The 24130-nt window shown below is 63.5% G+C and carries 26 protein-coding genes; 7 read left to right on the top strand and 19 right to left on the bottom strand.

The annotated features are described in order from the left end of the window. Positions 1–168: 168 nt before the first annotated feature. On the top strand, positions 169–540 hold the full coding sequence (locus XH91_RS17125; RefSeq protein WP_128951658.1) for a response regulator: 372 nt from the start codon (positions 169–171) through the stop codon (positions 538–540). 3 nt (positions 541–543) lie between these two features. Here the strand turns inward: XH91_RS17125 and surE are convergent, their stop codons facing one another. From surE to XH91_RS17060, 12 genes are all read right to left on the bottom strand, one after another. Then, the gene (surE, locus tag XH91_RS17120; RefSeq protein WP_164933858.1) at positions 544–1311 is read right to left on the bottom strand and encodes a 5'/3'-nucleotidase SurE; all 768 of its coding nucleotides are present in this window, start codon (positions 1309–1311) and stop codon (positions 544–546) included. A 132-nt stretch (positions 1312–1443) separates the two neighbouring features. Next, positions 1444–1809, bottom strand: a complete 366-nt coding sequence (locus XH91_RS17115) for a hypothetical protein (protein WP_128951657.1) — start codon at positions 1807–1809, stop codon at positions 1444–1446. Between the two features lie 96 nt (positions 1810–1905). Then, positions 1906–3237 (bottom strand): serine--tRNA ligase, encoded by a 1332-nt coding sequence (gene serS / locus XH91_RS17110; protein ID WP_128951656.1) that lies wholly within the window; start codon positions 3235–3237, stop codon positions 1906–1908. 195 nt (positions 3238–3432) lie between these two features. Beyond that, entirely contained in the window at positions 3433–4248 is an 816-nt protein-coding gene (gene tatC, locus XH91_RS17105; RefSeq protein ID WP_128951655.1) for a twin-arginine translocase subunit TatC, read from the bottom strand. Beyond that, entirely contained in the window at positions 4245–4775 is a 531-nt protein-coding gene (gene tatB / locus XH91_RS17100; RefSeq protein WP_128951654.1) for a Sec-independent protein translocase protein TatB, read from the bottom strand. Before tatB ends, tatC begins: the two co-directional genes overlap by 4 nt. Positions 4776–4863: 88 nt before the next feature. Further along, entirely contained in the window at positions 4864–5097 is a 234-nt protein-coding gene (locus tag XH91_RS17095) for a twin-arginine translocase TatA/TatE family subunit (protein WP_027529733.1), read from the bottom strand. A 165-nt stretch (positions 5098–5262) separates the two neighbouring features. Further along, entirely contained in the window at positions 5263–6015 is a 753-nt protein-coding gene (gene scpB / locus XH91_RS17090; protein WP_164933859.1) for an SMC-Scp complex subunit ScpB, read from the bottom strand. A 21-nt stretch (positions 6016–6036) separates the two neighbouring features. Further along, entirely contained in the window at positions 6037–6876 is an 840-nt protein-coding gene (locus tag XH91_RS17085) for a segregation and condensation protein A (RefSeq protein ID WP_128951652.1), read from the bottom strand. Next, positions 6873–7310 (bottom strand): hypothetical protein, encoded by a 438-nt coding sequence (locus tag XH91_RS17080; RefSeq protein WP_128951651.1) that lies wholly within the window; start codon positions 7308–7310, stop codon positions 6873–6875. The genes XH91_RS17085 and XH91_RS17080 overlap by 4 nt, the downstream gene beginning before the upstream one ends. Before the next feature lie 45 nt (positions 7311–7355). Then, positions 7356–8876, bottom strand: a complete 1521-nt coding sequence (locus XH91_RS17075) for an SPOR domain-containing protein (RefSeq protein ID WP_128951650.1) — start codon at positions 8874–8876, stop codon at positions 7356–7358. A gap of 141 nt (positions 8877–9017) precedes the next feature. Then, positions 9018–10808 (bottom strand): arginine--tRNA ligase, encoded by a 1791-nt coding sequence (argS, locus tag XH91_RS17065; RefSeq protein ID WP_164933860.1) that lies wholly within the window; start codon positions 10806–10808, stop codon positions 9018–9020. A 9-nt stretch (positions 10809–10817) separates the two neighbouring features. Further along, entirely contained in the window at positions 10818–12014 is a 1197-nt protein-coding gene (locus XH91_RS17060) for a deoxyguanosinetriphosphate triphosphohydrolase (RefSeq protein WP_164933861.1), read from the bottom strand. A 123-nt stretch (positions 12015–12137) separates the two neighbouring features. Here XH91_RS17060 and erpA point away from each other — a divergent pair, with 123 nt between their 5' ends. The 3 genes from erpA (at position 12138) to XH91_RS17045 (ending at position 13220) form a co-directional block, all read left to right on the top strand. Next, positions 12138–12467: an iron-sulfur cluster insertion protein ErpA gene (erpA, locus tag XH91_RS17055; RefSeq protein WP_128951647.1), complete on the top strand. Its 330-nt coding sequence runs from the start codon at positions 12138–12140 to the stop codon at positions 12465–12467. Between the two features lie 214 nt (positions 12468–12681). Next, a complete protein-coding gene (locus XH91_RS17050) occupies positions 12682–12975 on the top strand; it encodes a type II toxin-antitoxin system RelE family toxin (protein WP_128951646.1) in 294 nt (97 codons plus the stop codon). Continuing rightward, the gene (locus XH91_RS17045) at positions 12972–13220 is read left to right on the top strand and encodes a type II toxin-antitoxin system Phd/YefM family antitoxin (RefSeq protein WP_245470822.1); all 249 of its coding nucleotides are present in this window, start codon (positions 12972–12974) and stop codon (positions 13218–13220) included. The genes XH91_RS17050 and XH91_RS17045 overlap by 4 nt, the downstream gene beginning before the upstream one ends. Before the next feature lie 187 nt (positions 13221–13407). Here XH91_RS17045 and XH91_RS17040 read toward each other — a convergent pair whose 3' ends face one another. Then, the gene (locus tag XH91_RS17040) at positions 13408–14184 is read right to left on the bottom strand and encodes a cobaltochelatase CobT-related protein (RefSeq protein WP_245477341.1); all 777 of its coding nucleotides are present in this window, start codon (positions 14182–14184) and stop codon (positions 13408–13410) included. A gap of 392 nt (positions 14185–14576) precedes the next feature. On the opposite strand from XH91_RS17040, the gene XH91_RS17035 reads away from it, so the two are divergent. Then, the gene (locus XH91_RS17035) at positions 14577–15479 is read left to right on the top strand and encodes a hypothetical protein (protein WP_128951643.1); all 903 of its coding nucleotides are present in this window, start codon (positions 14577–14579) and stop codon (positions 15477–15479) included. A gap of 131 nt (positions 15480–15610) precedes the next feature. On the opposite strand, the gene XH91_RS17030 is transcribed toward XH91_RS17035, so the two are convergent. The 4 genes from XH91_RS17030 to XH91_RS17020 all read right to left on the bottom strand — a co-directional run bounded on the left by XH91_RS17030 (position 15611) and on the right by XH91_RS17020 (position 19849). After that, on the bottom strand, positions 15611–15844 hold the full coding sequence (locus tag XH91_RS17030; protein ID WP_128951642.1) for a DUF4926 domain-containing protein: 234 nt from the start codon (positions 15842–15844) through the stop codon (positions 15611–15613). Beyond that, positions 15844–16140 (bottom strand): DUF6883 domain-containing protein, encoded by a 297-nt coding sequence (locus XH91_RS40105; RefSeq protein ID WP_430648557.1) that lies wholly within the window; start codon positions 16138–16140, stop codon positions 15844–15846. Before XH91_RS40105 ends, XH91_RS17030 begins: the two co-directional genes overlap by 1 nt. Before the next feature lie 182 nt (positions 16141–16322). After that, positions 16323–17432, bottom strand: a complete 1110-nt coding sequence (locus XH91_RS17025; RefSeq protein ID WP_128951641.1) for a dienelactone hydrolase family protein — start codon at positions 17430–17432, stop codon at positions 16323–16325. 86 nt (positions 17433–17518) lie between these two features. Next, complete coding sequence (locus XH91_RS17020; RefSeq protein ID WP_128951640.1) at positions 17519–19849, bottom strand: ATP-binding protein; 2331 nt, start codon at positions 19847–19849, stop codon at positions 17519–17521. A gap of 136 nt (positions 19850–19985) precedes the next feature. Between XH91_RS17020 and xth the strand changes: the two genes are divergently transcribed. Then, the gene (gene xth, locus XH91_RS17015; RefSeq protein ID WP_128951639.1) at positions 19986–20783 is read left to right on the top strand and encodes an exodeoxyribonuclease III; all 798 of its coding nucleotides are present in this window, start codon (positions 19986–19988) and stop codon (positions 20781–20783) included. 104 nt (positions 20784–20887) lie between these two features. On the opposite strand, the gene XH91_RS17010 is transcribed toward xth, so the two are convergent. Beyond that, positions 20888–21712, bottom strand: coding sequence for a tetratricopeptide repeat protein (locus tag XH91_RS17010; RefSeq protein ID WP_128951638.1), 825 nt, complete (start codon positions 21710–21712; stop codon positions 20888–20890). After that, a complete protein-coding gene (ilvD, locus tag XH91_RS17005; protein ID WP_128951637.1) occupies positions 21699–23423 on the bottom strand; it encodes a dihydroxy-acid dehydratase in 1725 nt (574 codons plus the stop codon). Before ilvD ends, XH91_RS17010 begins: the two co-directional genes overlap by 14 nt. A 428-nt stretch (positions 23424–23851) precedes the next feature. On the opposite strand from ilvD, the gene XH91_RS17000 reads away from it, so the two are divergent. Beyond that, on the top strand, positions 23852–24130 hold the full coding sequence (locus tag XH91_RS17000) for a metal/formaldehyde-sensitive transcriptional repressor (protein ID WP_063706516.1): 279 nt from the start codon (positions 23852–23854) through the stop codon (positions 24128–24130).

Here is a 24130-nt window from a genome sequence, read left to right as displayed (position 1 = left end):
CTGCTTAGGAACTCATGCTAGCCTTTTGGGCTTAGGGTTTGACCATAAATCGGCTTGCAGCCGAAGAGCCAACACGGCAATTTTCAAGTGCCTGATGGCCCAAACGCGCATTGCGTCGATTCGTGTTATCTGCGAACGTTTTCGGGAATGGGCAAGGACTCAACGACAATGACCGCGACAGGGCTTTCGGGCCGCTCTGTATTCCTCGTCGAGGACGAGGTTATGATCCGAATGATGGTCGCGGATATGCTGGAAGAGCTCGGTTACAAGATCGCGGCCGAAGCCGGCGACATCACCGAGGCGATGCGGCTCGCCCAGGCGACCGAGTTCGACATCGCCATCCTCGACGTCAACGTCAACGGCAAAGTCATCTCGCCGGTCGCCGACGTCATCAAGGCCAAGGGCTGCCCCTTCATCTTCGCGACCGGCTATGGGTCGTCGGGCCTGCCGGAGCAATATCGCGACCGGCCCGCGCTTCAGAAGCCGTTTCAGCTCGACGCGCTCGGCAAGACGATCGAAGCCGCGCTTCGCGGCGACTAGCCGTTACTTCAGCGTCTCACTCAGCTCTTCCGAAAACGCTTCATTGGTGCGGTCGAGCCGCAGCGGCGTGACCGAGACGTAGCGTTCGCGCAGCGCCGCGAGATCGGTCCCCTCGGCCGGCGTGTCCATCATCGCCGCGCGCTCGAAGCCGATCCAGAAATAGGGATTGTTGCGGCCGTCCCTGCGCTCGTCGATCCTGAGGAAGCCGAGATTGCGCTTGCCCTGCCGTGTCACGCGGATGCCGAGCACGTCCTCCGGCGCACATGACGGGAAGTTGACGTTGATGACGGTGTCCTTGGGAATGCCCGCCTTGATCACCTTGCGCAGGATGTCGGGACCGAATTTGAGCGCCGTGTCCCATTGCGGTCGCTCACGCGTCTCGACGCTGAATTCCTGCGACAGCGCGAATGACGGAATGCCCAGGATGGTGCCTTCGAGCGCACCGGCGATGGTGCCGGAATAGACCACGTCCTCGGCAACGTTGCGCCCCTTGTTGACTCCAGAGAGCACGACGTCGGGCAGCTTGGCGCCGAGGATATGACGCGCACCCATGATGACGCAGTCGGTCGGGGTGCCGCGCACGGCAAAGTGCCGCTCGCCCACCCCGCGCAGACGCAAGGGATCGTTCAGCGACAGCGAATGCGACACGCCGGACTGATCGAGCTCGGGCGCCACCACCCAGACATCGTCCGACAGCGCGCGTGCGATCTCCTCCACGACCTTGAGGCCGGGAGCATGAATGCCGTCGTCATTGGTGCAGAGAATGCGCATGCCGTGATCGAGTCCTGAGCAGGGGGCAGGCCGTCTTATCCGGCTATCACTCGTCAGGCAAACCGGCTTCGGCGCAGTCCTGACCCGCGACTTCCGCTCATTGCCGCATCGCAGCAATGGATCCAACTTGCTCTAGCGGCGGACCCGCCATTGCGGCAGGAAGCGCGCCAGCCTGCCCTCTGCACGCAATTGCATCGCCGGGACGGCCGCACTCGCGGCGGGCGAAGTTTCGATCACACCAAGCGCCTCGAGTTGCGCGATGAGCGGCTCCGCCACCGGCATCTGCGGATAACGATCGCGCGCCACCGTCACCGCCTTGTCAAAATCCTCGACGTTGACGCCGGCCTTCGCTCTGCGGCCCTGAATGAGCTCGTCGTCCCATAGCCGTGCGATGTCGATGTCCAGCACGCCACGCAAGCGCTGGTCGACGGCCTGGATGCCGGCACCGGTCACCGCCCATTGTCGGCCGATCCAGAAGATGTCGCGGTGCAAGGCCATGGACGGCGGTTTCGCGCTCGGTGATCACCGGCAGGATAGCCGGCGCCCCGAACTTCGCAACCAAACGTTTCCGCCATTGCTGGCGCGCAATCGCACTTATTCTCGCGCGATCACCTTCAACCCACCCATATAGGGCTGGAGCACGTTGGGGACCGCGATCGAACCGTCCTCCTGCTGATAGGTCTCCATGACAGCGATCAGCGCGCGGCCAACGGCGGTGCCGGAGCCGTTCAGCGTATGCACGAAGCGCGGCTTGTTGTCCGGCCCACGCGAACGCGCATCCATGCGCCGCGCCTGGAAGTCGCCGCACACCGAACAGCTCGAGATTTCACGGAACATGCCGCCCTCGCCCTGCCCGGGCATCCATACCTCGATGTCGTAGGTTTTTTGCGACGAAAAGCCCATATCTCCTGCGCAGAGCGTCATCACGCGATAATGCAAATCGAGCTTCTGCAACACCTGCTCGGCGCAGGACAGCATCCGCTCCAGTTCGTCCTTGCTGGTCTCGGGCGTGGTGATCGAGACCAGCTCGACCTTGGTAAACTGGTGCTGGCGGATCATGCCGCGGGTGTCGCGCCCAGCCGCACCCGCCTCGGCGCGGAAGCACGGAGTCAGCGCGGTGAGGCGCATCGGCAGCTGCTTCTCGTCGAGAATGGATTCGCGTGCAAGATTGGTGAGCGACACCTCCGCCGTCGGGATCAGGCCGAGGCGCTCGGTCTTCAGCCGCTCTTGATCGGGCTCTGCCAGCAGCTCGCCCCTGATCGCCCAGAACTGATCGTCCTCGAATTTCGGCAACTGCCCGGTGCCGAACATCACCTCGTTGCGCACGAGCAGCGGCGGATTGATCTCGGTGTAGCCGTGCTCCGTGGTGTGCAGGTCGAGCATGAACTGGCCGATCGCGCGCTCGAGCCGCGCGAGGCCCTTCTTCAGCACGACGAAGCGCGCACCGGACAGTTTTGCCGCCGCTTCGAAATCCATATAGCCGAGCGCCGTACCCAGATCGTCGTGCAGCTTCGGCGCAAAGCCGTAGTTGCGTCTGGCACCGAACACGTGGTGCTGGACGTTGCCATGCTCATCGACGCCATCGGGCACTTCGTCGAACGGAATGTTCGGGATCGCGGACAGCTCTTTGGTCAGCTCCTCGTCGGCAGCCTTGGCGGCGGCCTCGAGCTCCGGCATCGTGGTCTTGAGCCCGGCGACCTCGACCATCAGCTTGGTCGCCCGCGCCTCGTCCTTGGCTTTCTTGGCATCGCCGATTTCCTTGGACGCAGCGTTGCGCCGCGCCTGGGCCTGCTCCGATGCCAGGATCGCGGCCCGCCGCCTCTCATCGATCGCAAGCAGCGTCGCCGACAACGGCTTCAGGCCACGCCGGGCGAGACCGGCGTCGAAGGCTTGCGGATTGTCGCGGATCGATTTGATGTCGTGCATGGTCGAGATCCTGGGAAGTTGCAAACTTTCATCTTTGGAGTTGCAAGTTTGCAGATAGCCCTCCCCCTAGCACAGCTGTCATCGCACGCGAAAGCGGGCGATCCAGTATTCCAGAGACGGCGGTGATTCCCCATTAGGCTGCGGCGTCCTGAATGCCCCGCCTTCGCGGGGCATGACCGCCGAGGGTGCGATCCCCTACTCCGCGGGATTCGCGTCCGACGACGCGTTGGTGCCCGACGAGGCCTGCGATGCGGCCGCCGCCTTCTTCTCAACCATCGAAACCGCGATGATCGAACCTTCGTAAAGCGCCAGCAAGGGCACCGCCAGCGAGCACTGGCTGAGGATGTCAGGCGGCGTCAGCACGGCCGCGATGATGAACGCGAGCACGATGAAATAGCGACGCTTCTCGCGCAGCATCTTTGACGTGATGATGCCGATCCGCCCCAGCAGCGTCAGGATCACTGGAAGCTGGAAGGCGATGCCGAAGGCGAAGATAAGCGACATCATCAGCGAGAGATATTCGCCGACCTTGGGCAACAGCTCGATCTGCGCCGTGTCGGCACCGCCCGCCTGCTGCATTCCCAGCGAGAAGCGAGTCAGCATGGGAAACACGACGAAATAGACCAGCGCCGCGCCAAGCACGAAGAATACGGGCGTCGCGATCAGATACGGCAGGAAGGCCTGCTTCTCGTGCTTGTAGAGGCCGGGCGCCACGAACTTGTAGATCTGCGTTGCGACGATCGGGAACGAGATGAAGCCGGCGCCGAACAGCGCGAGCTTGAGCTGGGTAATAAAATATTCCAGCAGCGCCGTGTAGATGAATTTCGAGTTCGCTGCACCCGCCACCCACACATAGGGCCAGACCAGCACATTGTAGATTTGCTTGGCGAAGAAGAAGCAAAAGATGAAGGCCACGCCGAAGCCGAGCAGCGCCTTGATCAGCCGCGAGCGCAGCTCGATCAGATGGTCCATCAGCGGGGCTTTGCTCGCCTCGATATCGGCGTCGCTCATGACGCTTTGGCGTCCTTGATCGCCTCGGATGGCGCGGTGGCCTGCGCGACGGTCTCGTTTACGGTCTCTTGGGTGACCGCAGCCAGTTCGACCTCTCGGGTGATGGCAAGCGGCTCATTCACGGCGGAATGTGCTTCCGCTTCCACGAAGGTCTCGGGCGTCGGAGTTTCCGGCGTTGTTGGCGTCATCGGTGGCTCGATGACGGCAGTCGCCGCGGTCTCAGCCGGCTTGTCGAGCGCATCGATCCGCAGCGCGTCGCTGACGTCTTTCTGCAGCGAAGTCATCAGACCGCCGCCGGTGAAGCCGGAGGCGGCTTCCTTGACCTCGTCAAAGCTCTTTTTGAGGTCGGCCATCTCGGCCTCGCGCATGGCTTCCTGGAACTGGCCCTGGAATTCGGCGGCCATCTTGCGGGCCTTGCCCATCCACTGGCCAACCATGCGCAGCACGCCCGGCAGCTCTTTCGGGCCAATGGCGACCAGGGCGACGACCCCGATCAGAACCAGCTCACTCCAGCCGATGTCGAACATGACGTCTTCCGTTCACGCGAAATCACGATCGGCCCAATCCCTCACGTGCAGGATCGGGTCCGTTTCCCGCGTCTCGCGTGCTCCTGGCTCAGACGGCCTTGCTGCCGACGTCGGATCGCGCCGCGGTCGGCGCGGCGTTGTGCTCGATGGACTTCGAGGGCTCCTGCTTCTCGGCGGGCTTGTCGTCGTCCTGCATGCCCTTCTTGAAGGCCTTGATGCCCTGCGCCACGTCGCCCATCAGATCCGAAATCTTGCCACGGCCAAACAGCAGCAGGACCACTGCGATCACCAAGATCCAGTGCCAAATGCTAAGTGAACCCATCCTGCAACCCTCCAAACGCGCATGGCCGGGACCCGGCCGATCTTGACCGGAACGTAGGCTTCGCAAGGCCCAAAAACAAGGACCAAGGCAGTGCCAATTCGCTGTTGGCGCTACGTAATCTTGCTAGTGTTAATCCTCCGCAGGGGCCCGTAGAAGGCCGGAGGATTACTCCTCGCTGCCGCCCTCACCGCCCTCATTGCCACCTTCCGGCGGCATCTCCGGCTCGACCGCAGGCGCCAGCGCCAGATCGAGCTCCTCGCCCGGTTCCAGGGGATCCTCGTCCTCGCGCAACGCCGGATCATCCGACGGCGTCGGCACGCTGAATCCGGTCGGCAGCCGCGAATCCAGCAGGCCCGTGCCCTTCAGCTCCTCCAGACCCGGCAGGTCGCCGAGCTGTTCCAGGGTGAACTGCGACAGGAAGTCCTCCGTGGTTCCGAAGGTAAGTGGACGACCAGGTGTCTTGCGGCGGCCGCGTGGCTTGATCCACCCGGTCTCCAGCAGCACGTCGAGGGTGCCCTTCGAGGTGACGACGCCGCGGATCTCTTCGATCTCCGCGCGCGTCACCGGCTGGTGATAGGCGATGATCGCCAGCACCTCGATCGCGGCACGCGAAAGGCGCTTGGTCTCGGTGCTCTCGCGCGTCATCAGCCAGGCAAGATCGCCCGCGGTGCGGAACGTCCATTTGTTGGCGACCCGCACGAGGTTCACGCCGCGCGAAGCATAGTCGGCCTGGAGCTGCTCAAGCGCAGCCTTGACGTCCACGCCCTCGGGCATGCGCTTGGCCAGCGTCGCGGTATCCAGTGGTTCGCTGGAGGCAAACAGCAGCGCTTCCAGCAGCCGCAATTCCTCCGGACGTGCCTGGGGTTCGTTCTCCATCGGCTCGGCCTCTTCTACCCGCACTTCAGCCAGGCTTGCCATGGCAGCTTCTCCTTCTTGCACTTAACCGACGGGGGCATCGGGCGCAGACGCCGCGTCCACGATCGGTTTTCCGCGCCCCTTGCGGAAATAGATGGGCGCAAACGCCTCTTTCTGGTTCAGCTCGAGCTGACCTTCGCGCACGAGCTCGAGCGCGGCGGCGAAACTCGAGGCGAACACCGTCGCGCGCTGCGTCGGATCTGCGACGTGGCGGATTAGGAAATCGTCGAGCACGCCCCAATCGTCCTGCTCGGTGATGCTGCCGACCAGACGCTCCAGCGTGGCACGCGCCTCGGCGAGCGACCACACCGTGCGCTTGGCCAGATGCACGCTGGCCAGCACGCGCGACTGCCGCTGCGAGGCGTAGGCCGTAAGCAGATCATACAGCGTTGCGGTATATTTCGGATGCTTGATCTCGGCGATCCGCTCGGGCTCACCGCGCGGGAAAACGTCGCGCAGCAATTGCGCCCGGTTCATCAGCCGGTTGGCGGCTTCGCGAATGGCTTCGAGGCGGCGCAGACGGTTCGCAAGCGCGGTCGCCATCTGCTCTGCGCTCGGACCTTCCGCGCTCGGCGGCTCCGGCAGCAGCAGGCGCGACTTCAGGAAGGCGAGCCAGGCCGCCATCACGAGATAATCGGCGGCGAGCTCGAGGCGGATCTTTCGCGCGGCTTCGATGAAGTGGAGGTACTGGTCCGCCAGCGCCAGGATCGAGATCTTGGCGAGATCGACTTTCTGCTGCCGCGCCAGCGCGAGCAGCAGATCGAGCGGACCTTCATAGCCCTCGACGTCCACCACCAACGCCGGCTCGCCTTCGGCGAGCTCTGCGGGCCGGCCGGTTTCAAACGATAGAATTTCTGCGGTCATGCGGATGCCGTGTTTGCGGACAACGCGTCAAGTTGCGCGTTGTCGTTGCTGTGACGCGGCGCGCCAGCCGCGAGCATGGCGCGATTTGCCTCGCCACCGCGTCCCGCCAGCGTCTTCATCGGCACGTCATTACTCATTAACAAACCCTGGAACCCGACTGCGCTGCGAATCACCTGAGCGATCATTGTCGCAGAAGTCGGCACCTGATGGACCGGGTTGGCAGCGCCATCCACGGGAATGCTGCGACCGGCTGGGTCAGCCGCGATTAGCTGCCGCCCGTTCAATTCCCTAAGTTGGACCGTGGCTTGGGTCAAAACCTCAAAGCTAAACCTGAAGGGAATGAAGTCCCACGTACCTTCGGCACGGACAAATGCCCGCCAAGCGGCGGTCAGTTCCGTTCCGGATACGCCGATAATGGAGGCCCGCGTGCTCATGGGGCCGATTAACCCTGCCCCCGGAAGGGGTCAAGGAAACGGCTGCTAATTCCTCTGGACGAAGCAGGACGGCAGGCCAGCCGACTTCAGATTGTTGCAGGCCTGCACCGCTTCATCAGCCGAGCCATATGGTCCGGCAAAGGCACGATAGACGATGCCCTTGCCCTTCTCCGTCAGGTCGACCCGTTTGATCACCGGAGAGCGGGAGCCTAGCACGCTGCCATATTTGCTCTGGAGCACCCGGTAAGACGCAGCAGCACTATCCTCGCTCTGTTGCGAAGACACCTGCACGACATAGCCGCCGCCGCTGGACGCAGGCGCGATCTGTGTCGGGCTGGTCGCGGCCATGCGCTGCGGCGGCTCGGCCTGCGGGGCCAGCGAGAGCGGCTGATTGACGCTCGCATTGGCTGACGTCGGAGGCGTGCGAGGCGCAGCGACCGGCTTCGGCGCGACCGGCTTGGCCGCCGGCGCGGCGCCTTGCGGAACCGCACTGTCGGTCTGGTCGCCCTTCACGGCTACGGTTTTGATCGAGCGCGGCGCGGTGTTCGGCATCGTCCCGTTGCTCGGGATCGGGCCGGCATTCGGCGACGGGACGGTCGATGGCGACACGCTCGCGACCGACGGCGGGTTGGCATTCTGGTTCAGTGCCGGAAACACCACGCGGGGACCGGCTGCCTTGGCATTGACGTCGACGGGCGCTTCCTCGCGCGGCACGATCTTCTCGCTGCCATCGCCGCTCACCATACGGTCCGGCACCTTGGCCGCGTCGGATGGCGCCGGCACGATCTTGGTCGGCGTGTTGTCGGCCTTGATGATCGGCGGCTCGCCGCTGCGGGGCGAGCCGATATAGGTCTTGTAGGCGAACGCCGCACCGGTTCCGACCACGGCGAGCGCGAGGATCGCCGCGACAGTCATCATACCGCCGCGCGACTTCCTGGGCTCGTCGAGGTCGGCCTCGGGATATTCGCTCTGGAATGCGTAAGGATCGTCCGGATAGGCCGGCTCGCGCTGAAAATCCTGCTCGCCCGACTCAAGTCGCCCGTAGAGCGCATCATCGTAGCGCGCCGGATCCGGCTGCTCGTAGGGCGCTTCATAGCCTTGATGCTGGGCCGACTCCTGACGGTAGGCCTGATCCTGATAAGCCTGATCCTGATAGGACTGCTGCGGCTGGTGATACTGCGGCTCGGGCGCGGCCTGCTGGGCCGAATAACGATGCAACGGGTGAACCGGATTCACGGCAACCGGATAGTCAGGCTCGGGCGCCGGCTGCGGCTGTACATTGGCGCGGCGCATCCATGACGGGGGTCCTGGCTGAGCCGGCGCTGCGGGCTCGGCATAGTCCTGCTGATAGTCGTCCTGCGGATAATCGTCGTCCTGATAATTCTGCGCGGGCGCAGGCGGTGCTGCCGGCCGCGTGCTCGGGCGGCCCTGCGCTGCGAACGGATCGGTCTGCCCGATCAGGCGCGCGAGTTCAGCCAAGGGATCGCTGTCCGCCCTCCCATGCTGGTCGGCGCCGCGACCATAGTCATCGGAAGGAAACGGTCTGTCGTGATATCGATCGGCCATCGTGATGATGCGTCCCTTCGGGAAAACTGCGCGCCCCTCGACCAAGGCGCAGCTTTCGACCCACAAGGCTTTCAACCAAGTCTAAGCGATCCGGCTTCTGCCGGTACCCCCAAATATTCCCCTTAAGTAGTTCGCCCCAAACTACCGCATCTCGTCCGGAGCATGGACGCCGAGGATGGCGAGGCCCGATGCCAGGACAGAGACGACGCCCTGGACCATGGCCAGCCGCGCCTTTGTAAGATCTGCATCATTATTGATAATGAAGCGTAAATAGGGCAAATCCCGCCCTTTCGTCCAAAGTGCGTGAAATTCGCTCGCTAAGTCATAGAGATAAAAGGCAATCCGGTGCGGCTCATGGGCCGCTGCGGCGGCTTCCAGCATCCGCGGATAAATTGCAAGGCGCTTAAGAAGATCGAGCTCGACCGGGTCCGAGAGCCGTTCCACCGCCGACTCACTGAGCCAGGCGATGCGCTTGTCGGTATCCTCAGGCAGGTCCGGGAACACTTCCGCCCGGGCGTTGCGGAAGATCGAGTGGCCGCGGGCGTGGCCGTACTGCACGTAGAACACCGGGTTGTCGCGCGATTGTTCCATGACCTTGGCGAGGTCGAAGTCGAGCACCGCATCGTTCTTGCGATAGAGCATCATGAAGCGGACGGCGTCCTGGCCGACTTCATCCACCACCTCACGCAAGGTGACGAAGTCCCCGCTCCGCTTGGACATTTTCACGGGCTCGCCGTTGCGCAGCAACTTCACGAGTTGGACGATCTTGACGTCGAGTGACCCTTTGCCCGAGGTCGTCGCCTTCACCGCCGCCTGCATGCGCTTGATGTAGCCGCCGTGATCGGCGCCCCAGACGTCGATCATCTCCGCAAAACCACGGTCGAACTTGTTCTTGTGGTAGGCGATGTCGGAGGCGAAGTAGGTGTAGGAATTGTCCGACTTGATCAGTGGGCGATCGACGTCGTCGCCGTAAGCGGTCGCCTTGAACAGCAGTTGCTCGCGGTCTTCCCAATCCTCGACCGGCGCGCCCTTCGGCGGCGGCAGGCGGCCCTCGTAGATATCGCCTTTGGCCTTCAGGAAATCGATGGTCTCGGCAACCTTGTTGTTGCCGGTCTCGATCAGCGAGCGCTCCGAGAAGAAGACATCGTGACGGATGTTGAGGGCGGCGAGATCGTCCTTGATCTCGTCCATCATCATCGTGATCGCCTTGGCGCGGACCGTTGGCAGCCATTCGGCCTCGCTCATGGCGAGGAGCTTGTCGCCATGCTCCTTCGCGAGCGCCGCGCCGACCGGCTTCAGATAGTCGCCGGGGTACAGGCCTTCAGGAATCGCGCCGATGTCCTCGCCGAGCGCCTCGCGGTACCTGAGAAATGCGGAGCGCGCGAGCACGTCGACCTGGGCGCCGGCGTCGTTGATGTAATATTCGCGGGTGACGTCGTGGCCGCCGAACTGGAGCAGGCTTGCCAGCGCGTCGCCGAACACGGCGCCGCGGCAATGGCCGACATGCATCGGTCCGGTCGGGTTGGCCGAGACATATTCGACATTGACCTTGGAGCCGCCGCGGACGCGGCCGTAATCGGCCCCCTCGCGCAGCACCGTGCGCAGCGCCTCGGCCCAGGCCGCGGGCTGCAGCGTGAGATTGATGAAGCCGGGACCGGCGACATCGACCTTGGCAATCAGCGCATCGGCGCGGAGCTTTTCGGCGATCTGCTCGGCGAGGTCGCGCGGCTTTGCCTTTGCCTCTTTCGCAAGCACCATCGCGGCGTTGGTCGCCATGTCGCCATGGGAGGCATCGCGCGGCGGCTCGACCACCACGCGGGAGAAATCGATGCCCTCGGGCCAGTTGGCTTCCGCCGCGAGCGCGCGGCAGGCGGCGTGCACGCGTGCGAGCACGTCGGCGAACAGATGCGGGCTTGAGGATGTGTCGGGCATGGCCGCCGCCTAACGCAAATCCGGGGTCGAGTCAAAGAGCCGCTGATGCTCGGTCAGGGCGAAACGGTCGGTCATTCCGGCAATGAAATTGCCGATCCGGCGGGCCCGGTCGCCCTCGTCGTCGCCTTGCGCCCCTACCAGCCATTCCGGCGGCAGGTCGGCCGGCGATCTCAGGTACTTCGCGAACAGGTCGAACAGGATTTGCTCCGCCTCCCCCATCACCCGCATCACCCTGGTGTGGCGGTACATGTGCCCATAGAGGAAGCGCTTGATGGCAGCCTCCTCCTCGGCGACTTCAGGCGGAAACGTGATCAGCGCCCGGCTCTGCTGGCGGACGTCCTGGGCCGATTGCGGCCTGACCTCGGCGATGTTCCTCTGCGCCTCCGCGAACACCGCGCCGATCAAATGCGAGATCAGTTCGCGCACCAATTCGGCCCCGCGCCTGACGTCTTCGAGATCAGGGTAATGCGCCGAGGTCTCCGCAATGATCTCGGCCGTCAGCGGCATCACCTTGAGGTCGTCGAGGTGGAACAGGCCGGCCCGCAGGCCGTCGTCGATGTCGTGGGCGTCATAGGCGATGTCGTCGGCGATGGCCGCGACCTGGGCTTCGAGCGAGGCAAAACTCCAGAGCTCGAGGTCGTAGGTCTTGACGTAATCGGCGATGCCGACGGGAATGCCGTGCTCGCGGTAGCGGCCGACAGGCGTGCCGCTGCGGTCGGTCAGCGGGCCGTTGTGCTTGACGATGCCCTCGAGCGATTCCCAGGTGAGGTTCAGCCCGTCGAATTCAGGGTAGCGATGCTCCAGCGAGCCGACGACGCGGAGCGCCTGAGCGTTGTGGTCGAAGCCGCCAAAATCCTTCAGGCAGGCATCCAGCGCCCGCTCGCCGGCATGGCCGAATGGCGGATGGCCGAGATCATGGGCGAGCGCCAGGGTTTCGGTGAGGTCCTCGTCCAGCCCGAGCTGCCGGGCCAGCGCACGGGCGATCTGGGCGACCTCCAGCGAATGGGTCAGCCGGGTGCGGTAATGGTCGCCCTCATGGAACACGAAGACCTGGGTCTTGTACTTCAGGCGGCGGAACGCGGTCGAATGGATCACCCGGTCGCAATCCCGGCGGAACGGGCTCCGGGTCTGGCTCGGCGGCTCGGCGACCAGCCGGCCGCGGCTGCGATCGGGGTCGCAGGCATAGGGCGCGCGGGGGGCTGCCATTCCGACGGACACGGCGAATTTAGTCCCTATCCATTTGATTCTGCGTATGGTGGCACTTAACTATGCCGGACGCGGGATACCAAATGAATTGGGTATGACGTGGACGACAACCGGAGACGAGACATGACCACCCCTGTGACCATCAGTGACCGCGCCGCCCGCCGGATCGGGGAGATCCTCAAGGGCGAAGGCACTGGCGCGATGCTGCGCATCTCGGTCGAAGGCGGCGGCTGCTCCGGCTTCCAGTACAAGTTCGACATCGACCGCGCGCGCGGCGACGACGATCTCGTCATCGAGCAGGAGAACGCGGTGGTGCTGGTCGATTCCGCCTCGCAGCCCTTCCTGGCGGGCTCGCAGGTCGATTTCGTCGACGACCTGATCGGCGCCTCGTTCCGCGTCAACAATCCCAACGCGACGGCATCTTGTGGATGCGGCACCAGCTTCTCGATCTAGTCAAACTCAAAATCCTCAAAACAATCCCATGCACAGTAGCCGGGAGGCCGGCGCGGCGCATTTCGTTTTTTACGAAAATCGCTTGCAGCGTCGGGCAAAACAGGGGTAAGGTAGCATCATCGCGAGGTCCCTCAAACGGGAGCCTCGGCGCGACACTCCCGGCACGGTCTTCCATCTTTGACGAGCCCAAAGATCTGGCTATAATCTGGCCAGAATGCCGTTCGACATCATCCTCGCCCCTGAAGCTGTCGACGACCTTAAGCGCTTGAAGGCGCACGTTCGGGCCGCCGTGCGATCTGCGCTCGAAACCCATCTCAGGCACGCGCCCGAGAAAACGAGTCGTAGCCGGATCAAGCGGTTGCGAGGACTGAGCCGACCGCAATACAGGCTGAGGATCGACGATCTCAGGGTGTTCTACGATGTTTCCGGTACGACCGTCGAAGTCTTGGTGATTGTGTCCAAATCGGAGGCCGAATCATGGCTCGCACAATTCGGAAGTCCAGAGTGAAGGAAGTCCCCCTCTCCGAAATCAAGGACGACCTGTCGCGCTATCTTCGCGAGGCAGAGACACAGGAAATCGTAATTACGCGGCATGGCAAACCGGCCGGTGTGTTGATCGGGTTCGAGTCGGAGGACGATTGGTTCGATTACCGTATGGAACATGACCCCCGCTTCCTGCAGCGCGTTGAACAGGCGCGGAACAGTCTGCGCGCCGGGCGCGGTGTGCGACTGGAGGACGTTGAAACAGAGTAAGTGCACGGCACCAGCTTCCCGTCGGGCAAAACAGGGGCAAGGTGTGATCATCGCGAGGTCCGCTAGGGCCGGGAGTTCGACCGGACGAGCGCGCGGCGGGTTCGATACAGCCCAACGCCGAAGCGGCCCTGCCCTAATCCAATTCCCAAGCCTTGTTGCCGCTTTCGTTCCCGCACTAACGAACGCATCAAGGCGGCGGCCGCAATAGTCGGTTGATGAGCTGAACCAGGGTGCCCTCCAAGCCTTCCGGAGAGCTGATGGTGATGCCTTGCTTGTAGTACTGCTCGACCGGGTGGCCGATGCCGATCGCCGCTAGCCTGATGTCGCCAGCCTGCTCGATCTCGCTGGTGACACGGCTCAAATGATGGCTTAGGTACCCATCGCCATTCGCGAGCAACGTGGAATCGTCGACCGGTGCACCGTCGGACAGGACGATCAGATATTTCTGCCTTTCTTCGCGTCGGCGCAAACGCGACGCAACCCATTCGACGGCTTCGCCATCGACATTCTCCTTGACGAGGTCTCGCCGTAGCATCGGCCAGTGTCGTAGCTCGCCGGCGCTGCAATAGACGATGTGCAGCAAATCGTTCAGTCGCCCGGGATAGGACGGCCGGTGGTCGCTCAGCCATTTTTCCCGGCTTCGACCGCCTTTCCAGCGCGTGGTCGTGAAACCAAGCACTTCGTGTTTCACGCCGGCGCTGTCGAGCAGGTCGGAGGCTACCAACGCCGCGCGGGCCGCGCACAGCATCGGTTGTCCACGCATCGAGCCGGAATGATCGATGAGCAATGACACGATCGTATCGACGACTTGAGACGGGGCATTCTCCATGCGCGCACGCCCTGCAGCCAAGCTCTTTTCGAGGTCGTACAGCTCTGCGGGATCGATCTCGGGAAATCGCTCGGCCCAGCGCCGGTCGGGGAGCTCGGCCAGGAACGCGTCCAGATCATCGGCCTTGATCTCCACGTCGAAGTCTCGGCTATAGGCCTGATAGGGACGATCGGGATCGAACCAAACCGCGCCGCTCCGCGGTCTCCGGAGCAACGGCAAAAAGCTCCACGCAATGAGCGCAACGACCGCTGTCAGGAAAGCGATATGCGAAAGCAAGCTCGGCTCCAGTGATTTCGACAGTACGACGCTACCAAGCCGGGCCTGCAGAAACCGCTTCCCTGCAACGGGTCTTTAGCGGCCTCGAGGGAAAACGGCCTCGGAAAATCTGGTGGCCCTACCGCCGGCGCGCTGCCCGGGATCAACCATGAACCGGTTGCGTGCCCAACTCGACCCAAATGCAAGGGACAGTCCACATCATTCAAGCTCGAAAGCCTCCTTCAGCGAGCTAACAGGTATCAATTCATCCAATGCGCATGATCAGTCGTCTGCTCTGTTGCCTCGCCCTCTTCCTCGCCATCGCAGCCCTCCCCGTGCCTCCCGCGCACGCGGCCATAACCTGCCCTTTCATCAGCGCCAAGGACCTTGCCGGTGCGATGCCGGCGCTGAAATGGTCGCTGATTTCAAATCAGGACGGCCGCGGCTGCATCTATCAGGGCGGGCGCGGCGACACGATGATGCTGTCCGTGTTCCGCAATCCCGACAAGGACCGCGCCAAAGAGTTGTACGCGACCTTCGTCAAGACGCTCGGTGAGCGCATGCCGCTGAACGCAGTCGCTGACATCGGCGAGGAAGGCCAGTTTGGTGTGACCGCCACTGGTGCGGAGCGCCAGGAGGCTTCGGTCCTCGCCTTGTCGGGCGACTACATTCTGCAGCTGAGCGTCTATCCGATCGGCCGGCGCGCCGACGACGCACTGCTCGGACCGATCACCCAAGCCGCGCGCGTTGCCATCGGCAATGTGACCAAGACCAGCGAGCGGTTCGGTGACTGCGAATGGCTCACCCCCGCGGATGCCGACGGCTTTCTCGACAAGAGCACGCTGCAGGTCCAGCGCACCGGTGCCGGCAGTTGCATGATGTTCGATCGCGAGGCCAACACCATGGCGGTCGCCGTGATCACGATGTCGCGCGACACGGTCATCAGCATGATGAGGCGCGCAGGTCCCTGCCAGCACGTGGCGATTCCCGAACTCGGCAGTGAAGCGTTCGGCGAGCATTCCTGCACCAAGGGCAACGGTAATGCCGTCAACATCTTTATCTGGAAGAACGGTCGGCAGGCGTCGATCCTGTTCGCGCCGGTCAAGCCGCATCCGGAGTCGGGCTCGGTCGAGCACCTGAAGGCGGTCGCGGCGCGTGTCTATGGCAAACTGTGACGGCGGCGCGTTACGGCGGGGCGCAATCCAGCACTGTCACCATCATATCAGCCGTGGCCCGTTATCTGCTCATCTCCGCCAGAGCACTTGTGGTCCACCGTCGGTAGCATTTCTGCCGCGCCGTACGACGTTCAGGCGGCTTCCGGGACATAGTGAAGGATGAGCAATTCGGTCCCCGGGCAGGGTGTAATCGCGTAGGCCCGCCCCTGATCGTCGCTAAACTCCACGAGCAGCGTGTTGTCATCGAGCCGTTCGATGACGGTGCCGACCTGTCCACGAGCAAGCTGCTGCCCGGGAAGGTCCGTCAGCAATGCCACCACGTCCAAAATGGACGGTCCTTCGTTCTTGACCTTTTTCGTTCTCATCACAACACCCAGCAGGTGACGAACCTCGGTACCGTCTCACCGGTCCGTATGATCCAGATTGTTCTTACCACAACACTTTTCCCCTGTCGCCTCACTGTCGTATCGAGGCGCCAATGCGTCCCCCAAGCCCCCTCTCCATCCAGTAAGGCTTCACCGGATTGTGCAGCTTCGAGCAGAGCATCGCGCAGCCACGCCGCATCGCTCCGCTCAAGGCCTAGGGCCTCACGGAATACCCGGGCTTTGTGCCGGCCCCGCGGATGCGAGGGGTCCAAACAATAGTCCTCGATCTTGCGCATATCGAGGAATGCCTGGCCGCCTTTCGGCAGACGCTTTGTCATGGCAGCATGATTGGCCTCACGTCCGGTGGAGCGCAAGCCCAGTTCCGTCCGCTGGTCGCGTGTCTCGCAACCTCATTGCATTGCGATGATGAGTTGAAGCAGCGTCATACCATCTTGCCAAGAATCGCTTGGACCGTGACTCAATCTCCCGCAAGCTTCTGTCCGACCGCGTAGAGCCTGCAATCTTCGCCGCGCGAATTGATCTTGCATTTCATCACAGCAGGCTCGCGCGCCTCGAGAGGCGTGCGGCCAAATCCAATGCCGCAGTGGCCGCCCGTGCTCATCGCGAAGGCCTTGGCATCATCGGGATTGGCGAGGTAGTCCGTGAACGCCGCCTGACAAGCGGCGACCGCCCCCGGCGGGATTGGCAGCTCAGCGAACAACGGCGCCTCGATGACAGTCCTGGTTGGTAGACCCAATTTTTCAAGAAAGGGCTCGACGGACGGAAACCAATGATCTGCCGGCGCGAGCATCACGGTATTGTGGCCGTTCGGCTCGAACGGAGGCAGCATATGCAACTGCGCAGGCGCACCGCCGGCGCTGTAGGCCGCGAACATGCGCCGTGCCAAATCTGGACCGTAGAATTGATCGTTCTCGGCATAGAGCCAAAGCATGGGGATATGGGCCGTGCGCCCCAATGCGGCTGATGTATCGACCAGATGGTCAGGCGAGCAGGGTTGATTGGGTGCGGAGGAGCTATTCCGACCGCCATCAAAATTCACGGCGCCGACGACCCCCGGTACATTCTGTCCGGCGACGGCCATCACCGTGAGCCCCCCAACGGAATGACCGAGCAAGACGACATGCTCGGCGTCGACCCAGGGCTCATCGCGCAGTGAGGCGACCGCCGCAATGATATCGTCGCCGGCAGCGCGCACGGCCGGAAGGTAGTCGCAGGCCTGCCGCAGGGACTCGGAGAACCCTCCTCCGGATCGGCCATAGCCACGACGCATGATCGAGACCACGGCATATCCCCGCTGCGCGAAGGCGACGGCCGCCTTGCTGTAGTCGAGCGGAGAGCGGTTGAGGATTGCGGTGAAGAATTCTTCGCCGGAGCCGTGAGGCATTCCGTGAGCGATCACGACGAGAGGAAATTTGCCGGGACGATCAGGACGAATGACGAAGCTTTCGAGCGACACCTTGCTGCCGGAGATCTCGACAGGCAACATCATGTGCGCGCTCATCAGCGGACCGTCGCCGGCGCGAGCGGAGGCCGTGAACAAGATGAAAAGCAGGACAAGGAGACGCATGGCGGCGCAAGGTAACACGGCGATCCGAATTGCCAGCGTCCGGCCAACGTGTGCGGAAACGCATATTCGTGCACGGGGTTAACGCCTCAAGCGCCCGTGATCTGCCTTTCCTCCTCCGTCCACTCCACGTCATCAGGCATCAGTTCCGGCTGCAGCGGCGCCTCCTCCATCATCACGTGACCGTCCAGCGCGCGCAGCAGGGCCGCGACCAGCGACGGCTTGCGGAGTGGCTTCGCGAGAAAGTCCGACATGCCGGCCTCGCGGCAGACCTTGATATCGTCGGGGAAGGCATTGGCGGTCAGCGCGATGATAGGAAGGGCCGCGAGCCGCCCGCCTTCGGCGCGGATCGCCCGCGTCGCAGCAAGGCCGTCCATGTCGGGCATGCGCACGTCCATCAGCACGATGTCGTAATCGCCTTCGGACACCGCCGCGACGGCCTCGACACCGTCGGTGACGACGCGCAGCTCGACGTCGAAGGCGCCGAGCATCTTGCTCACGACCATGCGGTTGACGGCGTCGTCCTCGGCGACCAGCACCTTCAGCGGCCGGTCGAGGCCGGCAATGCGGGCCTTGAGATCGTCGGCATCCTCGCGGCCTGCGTCCTGATCGGATATCTGCGCCTGGCTCCACGGCAGCACCAGCGTGAAGCGGAAGGTCGAGCCCTCGCCCGGCGTCGAGGTGACGCCGATGGTGCCGCCCATCTGCTCGATGATGCGCCTGGAGATCGCAAGGCCGAGGCCGGTGCCGCCGAAGCGGCGGCTGATCGAGGCATCGGCCTGCGCAAAGTCGCTGAACAGCCGCCCGAGTTTGTCGGGCGCAATGCCGATGCCGCTGTCGGTCACGGTCCATTCGACGGTCGCGAGCAGGTCGCGGCGCGCCTGGCACACGGCCTTGATCGTCACCTCGCCCGCGTCGGTGAATTTCACCGCATTGGACGCGAGATTGAGCAGCACCTGGCGGATGCGCGCAACGTCGCCGCGCAGCGTCGGCGGCAGGTTCGGATCGAGCTCCACCTTGACGCCGAGACCTTTGCTCTTGGCGCTCGCGCGCACCACTGTCGCGACCGTCTCGACCAGCACCTGCGGCGCGAAGTCGATCGCCTCGAACTGGAAGCGGCCGGCCTCGAGCTTGGACAGATCGAGGATGTCGTTGAGGATGCGCTGGAGGTTGTCACCGGACTCGCGGATCGTGGTGACGGCCTCGCGCTGCTCCGCATCCAGATTGGTTTCGAGCAGCATGCTGGCAAGCCCGAGCACGCCGTTCATGGGCGTGCGGATCTCGTGGCTCATGACGGCGAGGAAATCCGACTTGGCGCGGCTCTCGGCTTCTGCCTTCTCCGCGCGCCAGCGCTCGGTGACGTCGCGCCCGAAGCCGCGATAGCCCAGGAACTGGCCGTCGCGGTCGTAAGCGGGCTTTGCGGTCAGCGACCACAGCCGTGCTTCGCCGCCGGCGACGACCTTCAGATTCATCTCGTGCAGTGGCTCGGCATGCTCCATCAGGCCGACGATGTTGTAGGCGGCCGCCTTGTCCTCCGGGCTGAGCATGTCGAGCACGTCGGCGAAATGCGCTCCCTTCAGAAGCGGTAGCGGCAATTGCGCAACGTCGGCGAAGCGTTGCGGCACGTCGACGAGATGGCCTTCAGCGTCGGTCTGCCACAGCCAGTCGCTGGCGTTCTCCTGAAAGTCCTTCAGCAGCAGCGAGATGATTTCGGTCTGCCGCTCGAGCTCGAGCTGGGCCTTGAGATTGCCGAGAAACAGATTGCCCTGAGAGACGATGTTGCGCGCCATGAAGAACGCGAACAGCATCAGGAACACCGCCGTCACCAGATACGGCCCGGTGCCGCACAGCAGCAGCGCACCGGCGCAGGCGATCGCCATGGTGGCGAGATAGACGAGGCCGGCGCGCGGGAAGGTCGACAGCGTGAAGGCGCCACCTGACATCATGCCGACCATCAGGCAGGCGAGGATGAGCTGGCTGGTCGGCCCGACCAGGCTGAACAGCGCCAGGGGGAGCGTGCCCCAGATCGCGGCGAGGAAAAACGCCTGCCGCATCATCTGCCGCGCGGCGCGCGGTGAAGCTTCCTGCGGTGGAGTCCGGTGCGAGCGCTGCCATGAACGCACTGCAAGCGAGGCGACGGCCGTCAGCGTTGCGCCCCAGATCGCGAGGAAGTCGTTCCAGCCCCTGCCCCAGAACAGGATCAGCACGATGGCGACGTTGAGCATGGTGACGGCCATGGTCACCGGGATCAGCCGCGTCACCGCGTCGATCTGCTTGGCGCGAATGCGGCGCAGCTCGCGCTCGCTGAGATCGGCGGTCAGACCATCCTCGATCTCGAAGCCGCCGAGCCAGTACAGGAACGCGCCGACGAATCCGTCGCGCTGCTCAGTCAATGCCGTGGATTTGTCCCGCCATCCCATCCGAAGGAACCTTTTCCGTATCAATGACCTACGGCCGGCTTCAACCGGGTTAATTTTGTGGGAGATTTTGCGGCGTCCTTGACGGGGAGGTTAGCGGTTTGTTCTAACCATGGCCCTTGGTCCGGAGCCTCAGCCCATGCCCATCAGAGTTGCCACCTGGAACGTCAATTCGGTCCGGCAGCGGATCGATCTCCTGATGACGTGGCTCAGGGAATGCCAGCCGGACATCGCCTGCCTGCAGGAGATCAAATGCGTCGACGAGGCGTTTCCCCGGCTGGAGATCGAAGCGCTCGGCTACAACGTGGTGACCCACGGGCAGAAGACGTTCAACGGCGTCGCCCTGCTCTCCAAGCTCAAATTCGACGAGACCAAGTCGGGGCTCGCCGGCGACGACGAGGACTCGCATGCCCGTTTCCTCGAAGGCGTGGTGACGCTCAAGCAGGGCGTGATGCGCATCGCCTGCCTTTATCTGCCCAACGGCAATCCCGTCGGCACCGAGAAATATCCCTACAAGCTCAAATGGATGTCGCGGCTTCTTGAGTATTCGAAGGAGCGTCTTAAGACCGAGGAGCCGCTGATCCTCGCAGGCGACTTCAACGTCATCCCGCATGCCCGCGACGTCCATAATCCCGCCGCTTGGACCGAGGACGCCCTGTTCAAGACCGAGACGCGCGAGAGTTTCCAATCCCTGCTCGGCCTCGGCCTGACCGACGCCCTGCGGGCCGTCACGGACGAGCCTGGTCTCTACACGTTCTGGGATTACCAGGCCGGGGCCTGGCAGAAGAACCAGGGACTGCGGATCGACCATCTGCTGTTGTCACCGCAGGCGAGCGATAAGCTCGCCAATGTCGGCATCGACAGCTATGTGCGGGCCTGGGAGAAGCCGTCGGACCACGTGCCAGTTTGGGCGGATCTGGATCTGGAGGCGGCGTAACCGTCAGTGCCCGTCATTCCGGGGCGATGCAAAGCATCGAACCCGGAATCTCGAGATTCCGGGCTCGGCTCTTCGAGCCGCCCCGGAATGACTGAGTGTGGTTATTACTCGTGCCGGCCCTGCACCCACTGTTCCAGCATTTGCAGGCACATGGCGCGGTCGTCGTCGGAGGCCTTGGCGAAGGCGCGGTTGTAGTTTTCCTTGATCCAGGTCTCGTCGGTGCCGGCACTGTCACGCGCCAGCGTCAGCCACATCAGGCCGCGCGCGGCCTGCCGCGGCAGGCGATCGCCGTTGAACAGCATCTGTCCGAGCAGCGCCTGGGCTTCGTGCTGCCCCTTCTGGGCGGCAAGGCCGAGCCAACGCGCGCCGTAGCGGAAATCCTCGCGCGAGGCGTCCGGCGTCTTCAGATAGAGCCGGGCGAGATCGTACTGCGCGTCCGCGTTCCCGAAATAAGAGGCGGCATAGGAGAACATCTCCCGCGCCCGGTCAGGATCGGCCTTGATCTTCGAGTTCGGGATGCCGTTGAGATAATAGCGGCCCAGCGCGACGAAGGCATTGGCCACGACCTGCGCCTGCGGCGCCGACGGGCTGTCTTCGGCATGCGCATTGGCGATCTTGTTGAAATAGTCGAAGGCGCGCACGTCGTCCTGGGCGACACCGTCGCCGCTGGCGTACATGCGGCCGAGCTTCCACTGCGCGATCGGATGACCGCCCTCGGCGGCATATTGCAGGGCGCTGAGCGAAGTTTCCTGGGGCGCCACCGGGACTGCCGACTTTCGCACCGCACCCGCGGAACCGGGCAGACTGGTCACGACCGGGATGGTCGCATCCTTCGGATTGACCGGCGCACCGTCGAAGGCGAGCGCCGGCGCGGCCAGCGCGGTAGCCCCCAACACAAACGCAACGATGGCACGCCTAGATGTCCGCATAGCACTGTTTCTCGTGCGCGCCGCCCGGATGGGTCACTGCCCCCCCGACCGCTGGTCCAACCTGTTGGGCATATTTCCAGAGCGCACCCGACGTGTGATTAGTCGCGCGAGCGCTCCATTTGGTCTTGCGCTGAGCCAGCTCAGCGTCGCTCAATTTTACGTTAAGGGTACCGGCGTCCGCATCGATCTCGATGATGTCGCCGTCCTCGAGCAGCCCGATGGGACCGCCGACCGCCGCCTCCGGGCCGACATGGCCGATGCAGAAGCCGCGCGTGGCGCCGGAGAAGCGGCCGTCGGTGATGAGCGCGATCTTGCCGCCCATGCCCTGGCCGGTCAGCGCCGCGGTGGTCTGGAGCATCTCGCGCATGCCGGGGCCGCCCTTGGGGCCCTCGTAGCGGATCACAATGACTTCGCCTTCGCGATAGGTGCGCTTCTGGACCGCCTCGAAAGCATCCTCCTCCCGGTCGAAGCACCTGGCCGGACCGGTAAACCTGAGGTTGGACATTCCCGCGACTTTCACGATCGCACCTTCTGGCGCCAAATTGCCCTTCAGACCGACCACACCGCCTGTCACGGTGATGGGCTTGTCTGCCGGGTGCACCACGTCCTGGTGCGGATTCCACTTCACGCTTTTGAGGTTTTCGGCGATCGTTCGACCGGTGACCGTAATGCAGTCGCCGTGGAGAAATCCGTTGTCGAGCAGCGTCTTCATCAGAAGCGGTATGCCACCTACTTCAAACATGTCTTTGGCGACATAACGGCCACCCGGCTTCAAATCCGCGACATAAGGTGTCTTTTTGAAGATTTCGGCGACGTCGAATAAGTCAAACTTGATGCCGGCCTCATGCGCGATCGCCGGCAGGTGCAGCGCAGCATTTGTCGAGCCGCCCGAGGCCGCGACAACGGCCGCGGCATTCTCAAGCGCCTTGCGGGTGACGATGTCGCGCGGCCGGAGATTCGACGCGATCAGGTCCATCACCTTCTCGCCCGCGGTCATGCAGAAGGCGTCGCGGATCTCATACGGTGCCGGAGCACCGGCCGAGTAAGGCAGCGCAAGGCCAATGGCCTCGGACACCGTCGCCATGGTGTTGGCGGTGAACTGCGCACCACAAGCGCCCGCCGAGGGGCACGCCACGCGCTCGATCTCGTCGAGGTCCTCGTCCGACATGGCGCCGACCGAGTGCTTGCCGACGGCCTCGAACATGTCCTGCACGGTGACCTGCTGCCCGCGGAAATTGCCGGGGAGGATCGAGCCGCCATAGATGAAGATGGAGGGCACGTTGAGGCGCAGCATCGCCATCATCATGCCCGGCAGCGACTTGTCGCAGCCGGCGAGCCCAACGAGGGCATCATAGGCGTGGCCGCGAACGGTCAACTCGACGGAATCGGCGATGCATTCGCGCGACGGCAGCGAGGAGCGCATGCCGTCATGACCCATGGCGATGCCGTCGGTGACCGTGATGGTGCAGAATTCGCGCGGCGTGCCGCCGGCAGAGGCGACGCCCTTCTTCACCGCCTGCGCCTGACGCATCAGGGCGATGTTGCAGGGCGCGGCTTCATTCCAGCACGATGCGACGCCGACGAAGGGCTGATGGATCTGCTCAGTGGTCAGACCCATGGCGTAGAAGTAGGAGCGATGGGGCGCACGCGCAGGACCTTCCGTCACGTGACGGCTCGGCAGCCTCTGCTTGATGTTGGCCTTGGCGTCCATCGCGACCAGTTTCCTTGGTCCAATTTGTCCAGTTTCCCGGCTAACCCTTGTCAGTTCAGGAAGATCAGAACCAAGATTTGAATCGACCTTGGAGTTTCCTGCCGCGTGCAAGGGACCAGCCCGGCCCCTGAAACATTCGAGTGATTTTATTCATGTTCGGGTGTGGCCAAAAAGCGGCGCCGCTGCGAACGACCGGTAATGAGGGTTAAATCCGCTGCGAGTGTTGCTCTGACAGCACAATCGTTACCGGGAAGACACGGGTTCGCTTACAGTGATACCCTCGCGAAGATGACATCTCGCAATGTCTGATTTCATGTCACGAGGCGCGCGACCAGAGTTACGGTGCATGCACGAGGATCGCAACCGAGTCGGCGTTCGCCAAACGAGCGCACATTGACTCATATAGGGTACCCCCCTATCTTACCCTGATGTCGCACACCATCAAGCACAAGTCGAAGCTCATCGGCCGCGTCCGGCGCATCAAGGGTCAGCTCGAGGCCGTCGAACGCGCGCTGGAGTCGGAGATCGGCTGCGCCGATGTGCTGATGCTGGTGGCGTCGGTGAAAGGCGCGATCAGCGGTCTCACCACCGAGCTCCTGGAAGACCACATCCGCCATCATGTCGTGGATCCCGCGCACGAGAAGGATCCCGAGAAAGCCAAGGGCGCCGCCGACCTCATCGACGTCGTCCGAACCTATTTGAAGTGA

The sequence above is a fragment of the Bradyrhizobium guangzhouense genome (assembly GCF_004114955.1).
GTDB lineage: Bacteria > Pseudomonadota > Alphaproteobacteria > Rhizobiales > Xanthobacteraceae > Bradyrhizobium > Bradyrhizobium guangzhouense.
Note: the sequence above shows the minus strand (reverse complement) of the source record. Positions and strands in the feature narration are given on the sequence as shown.

Bases quoted from the DNA above. Each gene is read 5' to 3' on its own strand.
- XH91_RS17125 (WP_128951658.1), top strand. From the start codon at position 169: ATGACCGCGACAGGGCTTTCGGGCCGCTCTGTATTCCTCGTCGAGGAC.
- surE (WP_164933858.1), bottom strand. From the start codon at position 1,311: ATGCGCATTCTCTGCACCAATGACGACGGCATTCATGCTCCCGGCCTC.
- XH91_RS17115 (WP_128951657.1), bottom strand. From the start codon at position 1,809: ATGGCCTTGCACCGCGACATCTTCTGGATCGGCCGACAATGGGCGGTG.
- serS (WP_128951656.1), bottom strand. From the start codon at position 3,237: ATGCACGACATCAAATCGATCCGCGACAATCCGCAAGCCTTCGACGCC.
- tatC (WP_128951655.1), bottom strand. From the start codon at position 4,248: ATGAGCGACGCCGATATCGAGGCGAGCAAAGCCCCGCTGATGGACCAT.
- tatB (WP_128951654.1), bottom strand. From the start codon at position 4,775: ATGTTCGACATCGGCTGGAGTGAGCTGGTTCTGATCGGGGTCGTCGCC.
- XH91_RS17095 (WP_027529733.1), bottom strand. From the start codon at position 5,097: ATGGGTTCACTTAGCATTTGGCACTGGATCTTGGTGATCGCAGTGGTC.
- scpB (WP_164933859.1), bottom strand. From the start codon at position 6,015: ATGGCAAGCCTGGCTGAAGTGCGGGTAGAAGAGGCCGAGCCGATGGAG.
- XH91_RS17085 (WP_128951652.1), bottom strand. From the start codon at position 6,876: ATGACCGCAGAAATTCTATCGTTTGAAACCGGCCGGCCCGCAGAGCTC.
- XH91_RS17080 (WP_128951651.1), bottom strand. From the start codon at position 7,310: ATGAGCACGCGGGCCTCCATTATCGGCGTATCCGGAACGGAACTGACC.
- XH91_RS17075 (WP_128951650.1), bottom strand. From the start codon at position 8,876: ATGGCCGATCGATATCACGACAGACCGTTTCCTTCCGATGACTATGGT.
- argS (WP_164933860.1), bottom strand. From the start codon at position 10,808: ATGCCCGACACATCCTCAAGCCCGCATCTGTTCGCCGACGTGCTCGCA.
- XH91_RS17060 (WP_164933861.1), bottom strand. From the start codon at position 12,014: ATGGCAGCCCCCCGCGCGCCCTATGCCTGCGACCCCGATCGCAGCCGC.
- erpA (WP_128951647.1), top strand. From the start codon at position 12,138: ATGACCACCCCTGTGACCATCAGTGACCGCGCCGCCCGCCGGATCGGG.
- XH91_RS17050 (WP_128951646.1), top strand. From the start codon at position 12,682: ATGCCGTTCGACATCATCCTCGCCCCTGAAGCTGTCGACGACCTTAAG.
- XH91_RS17035 (WP_128951643.1), top strand. From the start codon at position 14,577: ATGCGCATGATCAGTCGTCTGCTCTGTTGCCTCGCCCTCTTCCTCGCC.
- XH91_RS17030 (WP_128951642.1), bottom strand. From the start codon at position 15,844: ATGAGAACGAAAAAGGTCAAGAACGAAGGACCGTCCATTTTGGACGTG.
- XH91_RS40105 (WP_430648557.1), bottom strand. From the start codon at position 16,140: ATGCGCAAGATCGAGGACTATTGTTTGGACCCCTCGCATCCGCGGGGC.
- XH91_RS17025 (WP_128951641.1), bottom strand. From the start codon at position 17,432: ATGCGTCTCCTTGTCCTGCTTTTCATCTTGTTCACGGCCTCCGCTCGC.
- XH91_RS17020 (WP_128951640.1), bottom strand. From the start codon at position 19,849: ATGGGATGGCGGGACAAATCCACGGCATTGACTGAGCAGCGCGACGGA.
- xth (WP_128951639.1), top strand. From the start codon at position 19,986: ATGCCCATCAGAGTTGCCACCTGGAACGTCAATTCGGTCCGGCAGCGG.
- XH91_RS17010 (WP_128951638.1), bottom strand. From the start codon at position 21,712: ATGCGGACATCTAGGCGTGCCATCGTTGCGTTTGTGTTGGGGGCTACC.
- ilvD (WP_128951637.1), bottom strand. From the start codon at position 23,423: ATGGACGCCAAGGCCAACATCAAGCAGAGGCTGCCGAGCCGTCACGTG.
- XH91_RS17000 (WP_063706516.1), top strand. From the start codon at position 23,852: ATGTCGCACACCATCAAGCACAAGTCGAAGCTCATCGGCCGCGTCCGG.